The organism is Campylobacter devanensis (genome assembly GCF_002139915.1).
In the GTDB taxonomy this organism is placed as follows: Bacteria; Campylobacterota; Campylobacteria; order Campylobacterales; family Campylobacteraceae; genus Campylobacter; species Campylobacter devanensis.
On record NZ_CP018788.1, the window covers coordinates 1435542 to 1451174 of the forward strand.

Annotated in this window: 14 protein-coding genes; 1 reads left to right on the forward strand and 13 read right to left on the reverse strand. The window is 36.9% G+C overall.

The window, feature by feature from the left end; translation table 11 throughout:
• Positions 1-4: 4 nt before the first annotated feature.
• The 13 genes from CIGN_RS07235 to CIGN_RS07295 are packed head-to-tail and all read right to left on the reverse strand — an operon-like array spanning position 5 to position 12837.
• Positions 5-1411, reverse strand: a complete 1407-nt coding sequence (locus tag CIGN_RS07235) for an NADH-quinone oxidoreductase subunit N (RefSeq protein ID WP_086303021.1) — start codon at positions 1409-1411, stop codon at positions 5-7.
• Positions 1411-2886, reverse strand: coding sequence for a complex I subunit 4 family protein (locus CIGN_RS07240; RefSeq protein ID WP_086303022.1), 1476 nt, complete (start codon positions 2884-2886; stop codon positions 1411-1413). Before CIGN_RS07240 ends, CIGN_RS07235 begins: the two co-directional genes overlap by 1 nt.
• Positions 2883-4688, reverse strand: a complete 1806-nt coding sequence (gene nuoL, locus CIGN_RS07245) for an NADH-quinone oxidoreductase subunit L (protein ID WP_086303024.1) — start codon at positions 4686-4688, stop codon at positions 2883-2885. Before nuoL ends, CIGN_RS07240 begins: the two co-directional genes overlap by 4 nt.
• Complete coding sequence (gene nuoK / locus CIGN_RS07250) at positions 4678-4986, reverse strand: NADH-quinone oxidoreductase subunit NuoK (protein WP_086226882.1); 309 nt, start codon at positions 4984-4986, stop codon at positions 4678-4680. The genes nuoL and nuoK overlap by 11 nt, the downstream gene beginning before the upstream one ends.
• On the reverse strand, positions 4979-5473 hold the full coding sequence (locus CIGN_RS07255; RefSeq protein WP_086303220.1) for an NADH-quinone oxidoreductase subunit J family protein: 495 nt from the start codon (positions 5471-5473) through the stop codon (positions 4979-4981). The genes nuoK and CIGN_RS07255 overlap by 8 nt, the downstream gene beginning before the upstream one ends.
• Positions 5473-5970, reverse strand: a complete 498-nt coding sequence (locus tag CIGN_RS07260; RefSeq protein ID WP_086303026.1) for a NuoI/complex I 23 kDa subunit family protein — start codon at positions 5968-5970, stop codon at positions 5473-5475. Before CIGN_RS07260 ends, CIGN_RS07255 begins: the two co-directional genes overlap by 1 nt.
• Positions 5960-7234 carry a complex I subunit 1/NuoH family protein gene (locus CIGN_RS07265; protein WP_086303028.1) on the reverse strand — a complete coding sequence of 425 codons (1275 nt, stop codon included), beginning with the start codon at positions 7232-7234 and terminating at the stop codon, positions 5960-5962. The genes CIGN_RS07260 and CIGN_RS07265 overlap by 11 nt, the downstream gene beginning before the upstream one ends.
• Positions 7231-8610: an NADH-quinone oxidoreductase subunit G gene (locus tag CIGN_RS07270; protein WP_086303030.1), complete on the reverse strand. Its 1380-nt coding sequence runs from the start codon at positions 8608-8610 to the stop codon at positions 7231-7233. The genes CIGN_RS07265 and CIGN_RS07270 overlap by 4 nt, the downstream gene beginning before the upstream one ends.
• A gap of 3 nt (positions 8611-8613) precedes the next feature.
• The gene (gene nuoF, locus CIGN_RS07275; protein ID WP_086303032.1) at positions 8614-9828 is read right to left on the reverse strand and encodes an NADH-quinone oxidoreductase subunit NuoF; all 1215 of its coding nucleotides are present in this window, start codon (positions 9826-9828) and stop codon (positions 8614-8616) included.
• The gene (locus CIGN_RS07280; protein ID WP_086228674.1) at positions 9815-10306 is read right to left on the reverse strand and encodes an NADH-quinone oxidoreductase subunit NuoE family protein; all 492 of its coding nucleotides are present in this window, start codon (positions 10304-10306) and stop codon (positions 9815-9817) included. Before CIGN_RS07280 ends, nuoF begins: the two co-directional genes overlap by 14 nt.
• Positions 10303-11985, reverse strand: a complete 1683-nt coding sequence (locus tag CIGN_RS07285) for an NADH-quinone oxidoreductase subunit D (RefSeq protein ID WP_086303033.1) — start codon at positions 11983-11985, stop codon at positions 10303-10305. Before CIGN_RS07285 ends, CIGN_RS07280 begins: the two co-directional genes overlap by 4 nt.
• Entirely contained in the window at positions 11978-12484 is a 507-nt protein-coding gene (locus tag CIGN_RS07290; RefSeq protein ID WP_086225610.1) for an NADH-quinone oxidoreductase subunit B, read from the reverse strand. The genes CIGN_RS07285 and CIGN_RS07290 overlap by 8 nt, the downstream gene beginning before the upstream one ends.
• Positions 12475-12837, reverse strand: coding sequence for an NADH-quinone oxidoreductase subunit A (locus CIGN_RS07295; protein WP_086234956.1), 363 nt, complete (start codon positions 12835-12837; stop codon positions 12475-12477). The genes CIGN_RS07290 and CIGN_RS07295 overlap by 10 nt, the downstream gene beginning before the upstream one ends.
• Positions 12838-13333: 496 nt before the next feature.
• Here CIGN_RS07295 and CIGN_RS07300 point away from each other — a divergent pair, with 496 nt between their 5' ends.
• A complete protein-coding gene (locus CIGN_RS07300) occupies positions 13334-15625 on the forward strand; it encodes a carbon starvation CstA family protein (protein ID WP_086270349.1) in 2292 nt (763 codons plus the stop codon).
• Positions 15626-15633 lie beyond the last annotated feature (8 nt).

Below are 15633 nucleotides of genomic sequence, written 5' to 3' on the forward strand. Positions count from 1 at the left end.
AAATTTACCCCACTATAAGATTAAAATATCCCAAAATTGACCCAGCTCCAACTCCTTCAAGCACGATAAATAAAGTGGCTAAAATGCTTAAAATTCCTATCCAGACAGCTCTACATTTTGGGATTATAATAGCTTGATTTGGTGATTTAAAATATATACTAATAATAATTCTTAGATAATAATATACCGATATAATAGTATTTATAATACCAAAAATCGCCAAATACACATTACCGCTTTCAAAGGCACTTGAGAATACATAAACCTTACCCAAAAATCCCACCGTATATGGAAATCCGATAAATGAAAGGCAGATAAGAGTAAATGCCAACGCCCCAAGCGGTGAACTCTTATAAATTCCAGCAAGAGAGTCGATCTCAACCCTTTGATCTTTGAAAAACGCATTTAAGAGTAAAAAGGCAAATCCCGTTGTAATAGCATAAATAGCGATATAATACACCCCAGCAAATAAAGAGCTATCACCATTGAAACTAGCTAAATTTATAAAGATATATCCAGCATGAACTATCCCAGCAGCTATCAAAATCTTTTTAACATCTATCTCTTTAAGGCTCAAAAAGTTACCGATAAACATACTAAATATCGCAATCACACTAAATATAATCGCTAAAATTTCATCCCAGCCGCCGCTATAAAGCAGGGCAAATTTGATTAGCAACCCAAAACTAGCTAGTTTAAACGCCCCAGCCAAATAGCCAGTTATACTAGTGCTAGCTCCATAATATACATCAATACTCCAGCGATAAAAACCAAAAATCGCAATCTTAAAAAATATCATCGCAATCACCATTAACACGCCAATTGTGGTAATCAAAGATGGCGATGAGAGTTTGCTAAGAATCTCATATTTTGTACTTTGAGTAGTCCCAAATATCAAAGCTGCCCCAAGCAAGTAGAACGCACTCATAAATGATGAGAGCAAGAAGTATTTAAAGGCTGCTTCAATGCTTTTTGAGCTTGAATTTAATGCTATCATCGCATATATGGATATGGAGGCAATCTCGATAAAAATCAAAGTGGTTATAATTTCGCTTGAGATTATCATCCCCATCATACCAAAGGCGGCTAAATTTGCTAATGCTATTAGCTCAGATTTAAAATAGCTCTCATCATCGCTAAAATATATCGTAGCTAAAAATATCATTGTAAGAAAGGCTATAATCACACAAAATATAAACTCAAATTGCCCAAGAGATATAAATTCAGCACAAAAAAACGGCAAATCCCCACCAAGAAGCTCAACCCTAAAAACAAAAAACGAGATTAAAATAATAGCCCAAAAGGCTAAATTTATACCTAAAAGCGATATTTTATTGATTTTTGTAACGCTTAAAAATATATTAGCTACAATAGCGGCGATTGATAGTAAAAAAGGTGTTAAAGCTATCATTATTGCCCCTTTAAATTTGATTTTATGTATTTTTCATAGTGGCTTTGGATCGTGCTTTGCGATAGGTCTAAGATCGGCTTAGGATATAGACCCATTACAAATATCACAATCGCCACCAAACCAAAGGCTATAACTTGAGATTTGCTAAGCTCTTTGAATTTATCTGTAACTTCATTTACACTTTGTAAAATCGCCTTGCGATAAACCACAAACATATAAACCGCACCGATGATAATAGAAGTTGTAGCGATAACCCCATAGATTAAATTTGATTTAAATAATCCCACTAAAATCAAAAGCTCCGCCACAAAGCCGATAGTAGTAGGAAGCCCCACGCTTGATAGCATCATAATGCCAAATAGCGTAGCAAAAATCGGAGCCTTAGTAGCTATACCGCCAAGCTGACTAACCTTGCGAGTGCCTAGTTGATTAGAGATGATACCCACCATCAAAAACATCGCTCCGCTAGTTAATGCGTGAGCTATAATCTGATATAACGCCCCGCTCATTGCCACACTATCAAGGCTGAAAACCCCGGCTAAGATTAAACCCAAATGCGACGCCGAAGCAAAGGCCAAAAGGGTCTTAAAGTCATCGCACCTAAGAGCAATTATCCCAAAATATATCATAGAAAATATCCCAAGTGCCACAAAATAACTAGAAAACTCAACAAAGCTAAGCGAAAATATCGGCAACACAAATCTCAAAATCGCAAACACCGCCACCTTAGACGCAATGGCTGAAAGCATAAAGGTAGCCACGCTAGGCGAGTGTGTGTATGCTCCACTAAGCCACATATGAAATGGAAACAAAGGAAGCTTAATCACAAAAGCTATCATAAAGCTAAAAAATAGTATTCGCTCTACGCTTAGGCTTAAATTCAAATTCACCAAATCAGCCAAAGCAAAGCTATAAAATCCAAATTCCAAATAGTGTGCCACGCCAAGATAGATAATCGCCCCAAGCATAATCATCGACCCAAATATCGCATAATACATCATATCTAGCATAGCTTTAGCTCTTTTAACGCTCTTACCATACAAGCCAGCCATTATAAATATAGGCAAGAGCATCATCTCCCACCCAGCATAGAAAAAGATCAAATCAAGTGAGCTACAAACAGCCAAAAACCCACTCTCTATAAAGAGCAAATTCGCCCAAAAGCCCTTTTCTTGATATCTAAGCACAAAAAACAAAAAAGGCAAAAATATCGTAATAATCAAAATAAGATAGATATTAATCCCATCTACACCAACCATATATGTAATGCCATAGTTTTTAACTAATGGGACGATATCTACAAACTGCATTCCACCAGCCCCATCAAAGCCAAGAGCCATAATAATAGCCAAAATAGCGACCAAAACAGATCCGCCAAAGGCTATAATCTTGCCACAAAAATTATTACAAAATAGAGCTATAAAAAGCCCCAATAAAAATGGTATAAATATAATTAAACTCAAGATACTACTCATAAAATAGCCTTTGAAAATATGATAATAACACAGATGAAAAATAGCATATAAAATGCATATGAACTAGCTAAACCGCTTTGAGTATATCTAGCATAAATTTGGCTAAATGCCTTAAATATCAAAGCGCTAAACTCAACAAGCGGATATAAAATTTTATCATCTATAATCTCACGCAAAAAGTGGCTAATTCGTTTTAAATTCGCCACAAAAACAAGATCATATATCTCATCTATATAGAATTTATTTGCTACAATGCTCTCAAATTTACCCATATTTTCTTCGCAGTTTTTGTAGTTGTAAAATTTCTTATAAGCGATGAAAATCCCAATAATAGAAACCGCCATGCTCACAACTCCAGCCACTATCTCTACCATTAAAGTTGGATGATCAATATCTAAAAATATCGCCATAAATCCACCGCCTAAGGCAAATAGACAAAGGATATAATTTACCCCAAGCATACTAAATGGCACCTTATGCTGTTTTGGTGCGGGATTTTGTGAGTAAAATACCAAGAAAAATAGCCTAAAACAATAATACGCAGTAAGCCCAGCAGTAAATAATAAAATAGCAAATATAGTATAATGCCCAGAAAGAAGCGCCCCAAGTATAATAGCATCTTTGGAGAAAAATCCAGCAAAAGGGAATATCCCACTAATTGCGAGCATACCAAAAAGCATTGGATAATATAGCGATTTATTATCTTTTAAATTCCCCATTTTAAAGATATTTTGCTCATGATGAAGCGCTATAATGATAGCCCCAGCACTCAAAAACAGAAGCGCTTTAAAAAATCCATGAGTAAATAGATGATACATAGCAGCCCCAGAGCTGTAGCTAAGCGCAGCGAACATATATCCTAATTGACTCATAGTGGAGTAGGCTAAAATCTTTTTGATATCAGTAGCCTTTGTAGCGATAATCCCAGCAAAGAGCGCCCCAGCCGCACCAATACCGGCTAAAACTTCTATTGGCAAGCTAAGCCCAGCAAACAAAAACTCAAATCTAACAACCATATAAACCCCAGCTGTAACCATCGTCGCAGCGTGGATCAAGGCTGAAATCGGAGTAGGCCCAGCCATCGCATCAGGTAGCCAGGTGTATAGTGGAATTTGAGCTGATTTAGCCAAAGCTCCAGCGATGAAACAAAATGCTATAAATATCGCTACACTAGGGCTAAAGCTCACTTCATTTAAGCCAATATAATCAAATTTAACCCCACTACTAGCAAGATACAACGCAATCAGCCCAATCAAAAAGCCAAAATCGCCAATTCTATTTAATATAAAGGCTTTATTACCGGCTTTGACATTATCTTTATCACCAAAATAAAAGGCGATTAATAGATATGAGCATACGCCCACGCCCTCCCAGCCGACAAACATCAAAATCGGATTATTTGCTAAAACTAAAATCAGCATAGAGGCTAAGAATAAATTCATATAACAAAAAAACTTACCAAAGCCCTCATCACCATCCATATAGCCTATAGAATACAAATGTATAAGCATACCCAAAAACGCCACAAATATCGCCATCACAAGGCTAAGATCATCAAGATAAAATCCCACATTTATGCTAAATCCAGCGATATCGAGCCAGCTAAATATATCCAAATTCAAGCTACTACCATAGCTATTAACAAACAGCACAGCCATAGCTACAAAGCTAACTACAGGCCCAATCATCCCCAAAAATGCGAAAAATCTTTGAGATAAGCCAAGACTCTTTCTAGCAAGATATAAAACCCCAAGCAACAAACTACCAATAATTGGCGCTAAAATTACGATATTAACTAGCATCGCTATCCTTTAACTCTCTAAAGCTATCTATATTTAGGCTCTGTTTTGATTTGTGAAGCAAGGTGATGAGCGCAAGACCAAAGCTCGCCTCAGCAGCAGCTATAGCGATAACTAGCATTACGATCACTTGACCATCTAAATTTAAATTAACCCTAGCAAATATCGCAAAAAGCAAAGCAACCGCATTTAACATAAGCTCAATAGACATAAAAATAGTAAAGATATTTTTACGCAAAATAACACCAAAAATTCCAATCACAAAGAGCAAAATCGCTACAAATATATAATTTTCAACCATTATTTTTGCCTTTTAAAATCGCCACAACCCCTATCAAAGCAGCGGTTAAAAGTAGAGAAATCATCTCAAAGCTAAATCCCCAGTTAAAAAAGAGATACTTTCCAAGTGGTGCGATCTCTCCAAATCCATCAGGTGCTACCTCGAAGTTACCAGGCATCAAGGCAAGCCAGTAAGCCAAAAAGCCAAAAACGACTAAAGGCAAAGCGGCTTGAATTATCTGTATAAAGCTAAATTTAGCCCATAAGCTATCTGATTTGATATTAAAAAACATCATCACAAAAACCGATAAAACCATAATCGCCCCAGCATATACTACTATTTGGATTAAAAACAGAGTCTTAGCATATAATAAAAGATACAACCCAGCTATAGCCACCAAAGAGACAATCATAGATAAAGCCCCATGGATAGGCGCTTTAAAGCTAATCAAACCCAAAGCTCCCAAAATAGCTAAAAATGAGAAGTTAATAAACAAAAAATTCTCCATCAAAACTCTCCCCTTTTTCTACTACTAAGCTCATTTATATCGCTAATAAAGCTATCTCTACTACCTTCAATCTTTGTAAATATCCCGCTATCCATCCTTATAGCATCCTTAGGACACGCCTCCACGCAAAGCCCGCAAAATACACACTCCAAAAGATCTATATTAAAGACTTTTGGGGCTTTTTCTTTGCTACTAGGGACTTCATAGGCTTCTATAAATATACATTTAGCTGGACAAGCAGTAGCACACATATCGCACGCAACGCACTTTAACTCACCATTATCATATTTGGTTAATCTATGAAGACCACGATATCTAGGGCTTATATCATCGGGTTTTTGCTCGGGATATTCTAGGAATTCAATATTTTTGGTATTGAGTAAATTTCTGATAAAATGCTTAAAAGTTCTAGCCATCCCAGCGATGATATAAAATATATAAATTCGCTCTAAAAGTGGCATTTTTTTTCGTTCGATTTTTTTGACTTTAACTGACATAAACCACCACCAATGCTGTAATAATAATATTTAAAATTGCTAAGGGCATGAGTTTTTCCCAGCCTAAGCGTTGAATTTGATCATATCTAAATCTAGGTAGAGTCCATCTAACCCAGATAAATACAAGTAGCACTATAAAGGTTTTAAGTGCAAATACCACTAAATTCACCGCAGTAGCTACAATCTCAGCACCAAATTCACCTAAATTTCCATAAAAATATAAGCATATAATATCGATTATAGCCACTATCAGAGCTGTTAAGGCGTAATATATGATATTCTCTTTTTTTCTATGATCTTGATCTGTTTTATATCTAGTAACATTATTTTTGCTAACCCACCAGATAAATAATAAGCCAAAGATAGTAGCCACGCCAGCTATGCTAAGTAGCACAATCTCATAATTAGCAGCCAAATCGGCCTGTGAGAGATAAGGCAATGAGTATCCGCCAAAAAATATCGTAACTATAAGCGCACTCATAGCAGTCATTGCGATATATTCAGCCATAAAAAACATAGCAAAGCTCATCGCACTATACTCAAGGTGATATCCAGCTACTATCTCGCTCTCACCTTCAGCTAGGTCAAATGGCGCTCTATTTGTCTCAGCAAAAGCACAGATGATAAAGATAATCGCCGCTAATGGTTGAAGAAATATCCCCCACGCAGGAAGGCCTAAAAATGAGCCTTGTTGAGCTATTACAAAGTCATTTAAACTAATAGAGTTATATGTGATAATCATACTTACAACAGCTAGACCTAGTGGAATTTCATAGCTTATAGCCCCACTAGCTGCACGCAAAGAGCCTAAGAGAGAGTATTTATTGTTTGAGCTCCAACCAGCTAGCATAATACCATAGATACTAAGACTAGCAAATCCCAAATACCATAGCATACCGCCATCAAATGGGATTGCTTGCATAAGGTATTTGACCCCGTCAATGCTAAAATACTCACTAAATGGAATCACAGCTATAGTAAGCGTACTCATCAAAAATAGCACCATCGGAGCGATGGTAAATAACGCTTTGGATCTAATAGCTGCTGGAGTAAAATCCTCTTTTATAGCTAGTTTTAAAGCATCAGCCATCGCTTGGATCAATCCGCCGAGCCTTATACCGGCGATATTAGCTCTATTTGGGCCGGGGCGGTCTTGGATAAAGGCTGAAATTTTACGCTCTAATAGCACCAAAACAGGTATCAAAGCCAAAATAAAGATCAAAATAAACGCAATCCTAAATATAATTAGCCAAATTTCACTCATGCAAACGCCTTTAATATACTCATATCAAATTCCACCCTACGACCTATAAATTCAGCGATAATATCGCAAATTTTAGGGCTAAGTGGCTCAAAAGCCCCCTTGCTAAATCGCAATTTTTCATCTATATTTAAGGTATGGCCATCTCTATGATAGCTACTAGCGCAAACTATATCAGCATCGCTATTTGAGCCGATTTTGATGAGGTTATCAAATTCAAATTTATTGATAAACTCAAAATCCCTACCAAGATGAAAAACTATTAAATTTTTAGATTTTTTATCTAAATTTCTACCTATTCCAAGCTTATTTAATCCCACACGATTAGCAGTTTTATTCGGTACTCTAAGCTTTAATCCAATCTCATCTTTAAAGCTCTCATCTCTAAAATCACTAAATCCATATAGGCCCATATTAAACTCATTAGCCAAAATCTTTAAAGCACTCATCTCTTCAAGGCTTAATGAGCTTGAAGCTAAGATATCATATTGATCGCCATTTGTCCTAAGATCTAGAGCCAAAGCGGAGATTTTCGCACTATCATCACGCTTAATTACTTGCTCATCTTTGTAGCTATAACGGCCATAATCACAGATGAAATAGCCATTTACGCTACTCTCTCTCGGCCTAAATCTATAAATTTTGCTATCTTGATATTTTGCTTTATTGCTATCGATCCATATAGCGCATCCCCTTTCACAGCCTTGACAGATTGCGGGGGTCTTTTGTAGGTGCCAAACTCGCTTTTTAAATCTAAAATCAGCCGAAGTCATAGCTCCTACTGGACAGATATCTACTATATTTCCTGCGTATGGATTGTCTATTTTCTTGCCATTCATTAACATTATGTGGCTATGCTCACCACGACCACCCACGGCTAATTCATTGGTTTGGGTGCATATTTGAGTAAATCTCACACACCTTCTACAAAGCACACATCTCTCTTCATCATGGATTACTAAAGAGCCAAGATCCTCTCTTTTGCCTTTTTTTACCTTATCGGCTAGACTTACTTTGGAGTCTTGTAGATCAAATTTCATATAATAATCTTGTAAATCACACTCACCAGCTTGATCGCACACAGGACAATCAAGCGGATGATTGATAAACTCAAGCTCTAAAATTCCACGCTGGACAGCCCTTGTAAGCTCGCTATTTATCTTGATCTCCATACCATCTTTTATGGGCGTATCACATGCTATTTGGGGGCGTTTTTGACCTACTACTTCTATTAGGCACATTCTACAATTACCACTTACGCCAAGCGCTTCATGATAGCAAAAGTGTGGAATTTCAATATTATGCTTTTTTAGCTCGGTGATTAGATTGCCCTTTTCATTTACGCTAAATTTCTCGCCATCAACTATAATCTCTACCATATTTTAATCCTTACAAAGCGCTAAAAACTCATCTTCAAATTTGGTTATAAAGCCTATGATTACATCTTTTACCGCTGGAGCAAATACACAAATTGTCTTTCCATCTAACATAAAGCAGATATCTTTTAATATTTGTAGATCTTTTTTGCTTCCTTCGCCTTTACAAATTCGCTCCACAACTCGCATTCCCCAGCCACATCCCTCACGACATGGGGTACATTGCCCGCAGCTCTCTTCTGTGTAAAACTCAAGCAAATTCAAAAGCACCTTAGGCATACTGATCGTATCATCAAAAACCATCATACCGCCAGTCCCAAGAGCACTTTTATACTCCCATAAATTCTCATAATCCAAAGTAGCCTTCATAACTTCATCTTTGGTTAATACCGCAGCAGATGATCCGCCAGGGATAACGGCTTTTAGCTCTCTATTTTTCCATACGCCACCGCCAAATTCATTGATAAAATCAATCATTTTAGTCCCAAATGGCATCTCTTTAACGCATGGAGTATTCACGCATCCTGTTACGGCAAATAGCAGAGTACCAGGGGATTTTGGGGTTCCTACGCTTCTATATTTTTCCCAGCCATTTTTAACTATGAAAGGCACGCTAGAGATGGTTTCGACATTATTTACCACACACGCACTACCAAACAAAAAATCCGGCTCAGCTCTATTATGTGGTTTTAATCTAGGATGCCCCCTTTTGCCTTCAATACTCTCTAAAAGTGCGCTTTTCTCACCGCAGATATAGGCTCCAGCACCTTTACAAACTATAATTTCTAGGCCACGCCTCTCATCTTTGGATTCATTAATGGCTCTTTGGATACTTTGAAATTCTTTCTCATATTCGCCCCTAATGTAGATATAGGCTCTACACGCACCAAGAGCGTAAGCTGAGATTATGATACCTTCTATTAACAGATGTGGATCAAGATTGAAAATATACTTATCTTTACAAGTCCCAGGCTCGCTCTCATCGCCATTTACCACCAAATAGCGTTTTTGGCTAGGCCAAGCTATCATATTTTTCCATTTAGTTCCACAATGGCCACCGCCACCGCCTTTGCCTCTTAATCCGCTTTTGTCAATCGCATCTACTATATCCATTCTTGGCATTTTTAGAATTTCATCTAAATTCGCATATGCCCCATGAGCCTTAGCGACTTCTATCTTATTGGCATTAGGTATATCAAATCTAGCACTAACGACCTTCATTTTCTCTCCTTAGCCTTTCTATTAACTCTGTTATACTCTCTTTAGTCAAGTCACCGATTTGCTCTAAATTTGATAACATACATGGCGCCTTCTCACAATATCCCAAACACTCGCTCTCCCCAAGACTAAAAAGCCCATCGCTAGTAGTTTCACCCATCTTGATCCCAAGAAGATCGCTAGCGGCTTTTATCACTTCATCGCTGCCTCTTAATTTACAAGTTATGGTTTTACAAAATTTAAGCTCATATTTGCCTTTTTTACTCTCATTAAACATAGAGTAAAAGCCCATAACTTCAGCAAAAAATATAGCCTTAATCCCAAGAGTTTTTTCTAAATACAATATATCTTCAGAGCTGATAAATCCTTGTCTTCTTTGTAAAATCCAAAGAGCGGGTAATACTAGCGCTCTATCATCATCTACTTTTGTGCGTAGGTTATTTAAGCCTTCTAGCTCATCTTTTGTAAATTCAAAACTCATCTATCTAGCTCCCCAGCAATTATGTTTATACTACCTAAATTCAAGATACTATCAGCGATCAAGCCACCTCTAACCATATCGCTAAATGCGTTTAAAGCATAGAAACAAGGCGGTCTAAGCTTTAAGCGATAAGGCATATTACCACCATCACTAACAATGAAAAATCCTAGCTCACCATTGCCCCCCTCACTAGCACCATAGAAATGCCCCACAGGGAGCTTAACTCCATCAAAAATGATTTTAAAATGGTTTATCAAAGCCTCTATATTGCCATATACTTCGCTTTTTGGCGGGAGAATTATATCTTTGTCTTTGATACAGATATCGCCATTTGGAATTCTCTTTATCGCTTGGCGGATGATAGAGACACTCTCTTTCATCTCATAAAATCTCACAAACATCCTATCATATATATCGCCACAGCTACCAACAGGGATATTAAAATCAAAGCTATCATAATAGTAATATGGCTTATCTTTTCTTAAATCATAATCCACGCCACTAGCTCTTAAATTTGGCCCTGTAAATCCATAGCTTAAAGCGTCTTGAGCGCTTATTTTACAGATATTTTGAACTCTATCTAAGAAAATTCTATTTTTTTCTATGAGAGTTAGAGTATCATCAAGACCCTTTTCAACCTCTTTTAAATAGCCCAAAAGCTCATCTTCCCAACCATCATAAAAGTCATGCGCCATACCGCCAATTCTAGCAAATGAATTTGTAAATCTAGCACCAGTTAATCTAGATAAAAAGTTATAAATTTTCTCTCTAGGATTATATAAATACCAGTAATTTGTAAGCGCCCCCATATCCACAAACATCGCCCCAAGGCAAACCTCATGATCTATAATGCGAGCCAACTCACCCAAAATCACACGCATAAAAATCGCTCTATCAGGCAAGGTAACACCCAAGATATCCTCTACCGCCTTAGCATATCCGACATTATTTAGCATAGCAGAGCAGTAGTTTAGCCTATCTGTATATGGGATGATTTGGGCATAGGTATGAGTCTCACAAGACTTCTCAAATCCCCTATGTAAATAGCCAATTTCAGTTACACTAGCAGCTATTTTCTCACCATCTAAAGCCATAAAATTGCGTATCGTCCCGTGCGTAGCAGGATGTGATGGGCCGATATTTAAAAATGTATATTTGATTTTAAATTCATCATTTTCTTCACTAGCAAGGCCGAGATTTAAGAGCTGATCTCTCATCTCATCAACCAAGCTATCGCTTTGAGTTAGAATTTGATATTTATCAATAGGATAATCCTTTCTCAATGGATATCCGATAAATTCTTTATGATTTAATATGCGTCTAAGGTTTGGATGATTATCAAATTTAACTCCATATTGATCATAGCACTCTCTTTCAGCCCAATTAGCGCTTTTGTAAATTTCAGATACGCTTTTTAAACTTTGATTCTCATCAATATCAGTTTGGATAATAAAATTCAAGCCTTTTAAAGAGCTAAATATATAATACAAACTAAATCTTTTTGGATTATTTAAATTCAAATTATCCACACAGGCGATATCAGCCAAAATCTCATATTTCATCTCATCACGAGCAAATTTAACCGCTTCAAAAATACGCTCACTAGGGATTATAGCTGTAATAATGCCATTATATTCAGAGATTTTAGAATTAAATTTAGATATAAACGAATTAACCATCTAAAAGCCCCTTAAAATCTCTATGGCGATCTTTGATACTACCGGCTTTTATCTTTTGTTGGATAGCTAAAATCGCATCGATTATCGCCTCAGGCCTTGGCGGACAGCCGCTGATATAGGCATCAACTGGTATTATCTGATCTATCCCTTGAAGTGTGGTATAATTATCATAAAATCCACCGCTACTAGCACACGCACCCATACTAACAACCCATTTTGGCTCACACATTTGATCATATATCTCTTTTAAAATCGGAGCTTGTTTAAATGATATTGTCCCAGCTACTATCATCAAATCCGCTTGACGAGGCGAAAATCGCATAACTTCAGCACCAAAACGGCTTAAATCATGTTTTGATGATACAGCACTCATAAACTCAATCGCACAACAGGCCGTCCCAAATATCATCGGCCAAAGCGAGTTGGATCTACCCCAGTTAAAAAGCGCATCTAATCTAGTTAAGATTAGATCATTTTTGACTAAATTTTCTATTCCCATCTTAAAATCTTCTTCTTATAAATATAGTATAATCCCACAAGCAAAATAGCCATAAAGACAAACATCTCAACCAAAGCATAAAGGCCAAGCTCTCTAAGGCTTACCGCCCACGGATACATAAATACAGCTTCAATATCAAATATCACAAAGACAATCGCCACAAGATAGTATTTGACATTTATACTTGAGTTTATCCCGCCATAGAAATTTACAATTCCACTCTCATAAATTCGATCTTTTGAGCTATTGCTTTTGCCAGTTGGGCCAATCTTTTTGGTGAAATAAAAAGCCACACAAAGTGCTAAAATGATGAAAACATAGAGATAAAAACTCCATACAAGATTACTCTCCAAAGCCTTTTCCTTGAAATTTACTTTATTGATTTGGACGTAATTGTATCAAAAAGATCACTATTAATTCAATATCATAAAGAAATTAATTTTTTGTTTAAGAATATTATTAATAAATTTTATTATCTATCTAAATTCAGCTATAATTACTAATATTATAAATTCAAATTTAAGATTATAAAGCCTATAAATTCGTCATTTAAAAGCTATCTTATTTAAAACTTAAATAAATTTATTAAATTAATTATATTTGCTTTTATAGCTTTGTATTTAAAATAAATTTACATTATCACTTAAAAAAAGTAAAAATATAAGCCAAAATATTAAATTCCCAACTTAAATTCTCGCAAATAGCCCAAATTCACCTATAATTTCTCCTTAATGTGTAAAATCGTAACATAATATAAATTTATATTTCTATTTTATACACTTTAAGGCTAGATTTGATTACAAATATGCTACAATCGCAAAATCAAAATAATTTTAATCCGGAGGTAGCATGAATAAAAAGGTGTTAAGCATAGTTATCTGGGCAGCAGTCGTATTTTTGGCTGTGCTTGGATTTGCTAAACTGACTATAGATAGAGGCGAGACAGTAAATGCTCTATGGTTTGTAGTTGCAGCTGTGTGTATCTACTCAATTGCGTATAGATTTTACGCTAAATACATAGCTCAAAAGGTCTTAGGCCTAGATGACAATAGAGCCACTCCCGCAGTAGTAAAAAACGATGGCCGTGACTTTGTCCCAACTAATAAAATTGTCTTATTTGGCCACCATTTTGCCGCTATTGCTGGTGCTGGGCCGTTAGTAGGGCCGATTTTGGCAGCTCAAATGGGTTATTTGCCAGGTATGATTTGGCTTGTTGTGGGCGTTGTGATTGCCGGTGCTGTCCATGACTTTGTAGTTTTATGGCTATCAACTAGAAGGGATGGTAAAAGCCTTGGCGAGATGATAAAAATGGAGCTAGGCAAGGGTGTTGGAACTATAGCTATGATTGGAATTTTAGGTATTATGATGCTTATTGTGGCTATTTTGGCTTTGGTCGTTGTGAATGCCTTGGCTGAATCGCCATGGGGATTATTTACCATTGCGATGACTCTTCCTATTGCTATTTTAATGGGAATTTGGATGAGATTTATCCGCCCAGGTAGAATAGGCGAGGCCTCTATATTTGGTTTTGTTATGCTTATGTTATCACTTTGGGGCGGGCATTATGTAGCTGCTGATCCATACTGGGCAGATGTATTTACTATCACTCCAGTAAATTTAGCATTTATTACAATTGGTTATGGTTTTGTAGCAGCAATCTTACCAGTATGGCTACTTTTAGCACCTAGGGATTATCTATCTACCTTCCTTAAAATCGGCGTTATATTTGCTATGGCGGTGATTATAATCTATTTAGGTTTAGGCGATTTTGCAGGTAATCAAAATATCCAAGTAGCAATGCCTATGGTTACTAAATTCACAGATGGTACAGGGCCAGTATTTGCTGGTAAATTATTTCCATTTTTATTCATTACCATTGCTTGTGGTGCTATTAGTGGTTTCCATGCTCTAATCTCTAGTGGAACATCGCCAAAAATGCTAGAAAAAGAGACTCACGCTAAAATGGTAGGTTATGGCTCAATGCTTATGGAGTCAGCTGTTGGTGTGATGGCGCTAATCGCAGCTATAATTATAACGCCAGATCTATACTTCGCTATCAATGTCGCTCCTGCTGGTTTGGGTACAGCTGAAGCTATATCAGCAGCTAGAAGTGCTGGCGAGGTATTTGGGGTATTCCAAGGCGAAGCAAGTCAAAGCTACTTAGCAGGTATTAAAGCTGCTGCTGCTAGTATCAACGCATTTGCTGGAGATATTATCAAAATCACCCCAGAAATGATAGAACAAAATATCCTAGCTTTCACTAAAGAAGTTGGCGAACCAAGCATTTTAAGCAGAACCGGTGGCGCACCTACATTCGCTCTTGGTTTTGCTGTGTTAATCTCTAAAATGCCAAGCTTTGAAGGCACAATGGCGTTTTGGTATCACTTTGCTATCTTATTTGAGGCATTATTTATCCTTACAGCAGTTGATGCTGGTACTAGAGCAGGGAGATTTATGGTGCAAGATGTTTTAGGTAACTTCTATAAACCAATGGCAAATATCAGCTCAGTTCCAATGGGTCTAATAGCAACTCTTTTATGTGTAGCTGGTTGGGGTTCTATATTATATATGGGTATCACCGATCCAACAGGTGGAGTTAAAGCATTATGGACGCTATTTGGTGTAAGTAATCAACTTCTTGCTGGTATTGCTCTACTTTTAGCAGTAAGTGTTTTATTTAAAATGAAACGTGGAAAACTAGCTTGGGTAGTAGTTGTACCTGTAATTTGGGTTTTAATCTCAACTATGAGTGCAGGCGTGCAAAAGCTACTTCCAGCAAACGGCGAGAGAGTTCATGACTCAGTAAGCCATGTAGCTGCATATCAAAATAATAGCAAAAAAGCAGCTGATCTAATGGCAAAAATAGAGTCTGGAACTCTTGATGATGCACAGCTTGTAGCAGCTGAAAAAGCATATAAAGCAGCTAATCAAGTAGCTAGAAACAACCTAATTAACGCTATTTTATGTGCAGTATTTATGGGTATTACTATAATTGTTCTAATTGCTACTTTAAGAGTCGTCGCTAGGGCAATAAGTGGCAAAGACCCTATAATCCCACTAGCAGAATCACCATATCTCAATGCCAAAGATTATGAGGGCAAAGCCGGTTGTAATTCTCATCACTGCGGATGTGCTCACTAGGGGTTAGT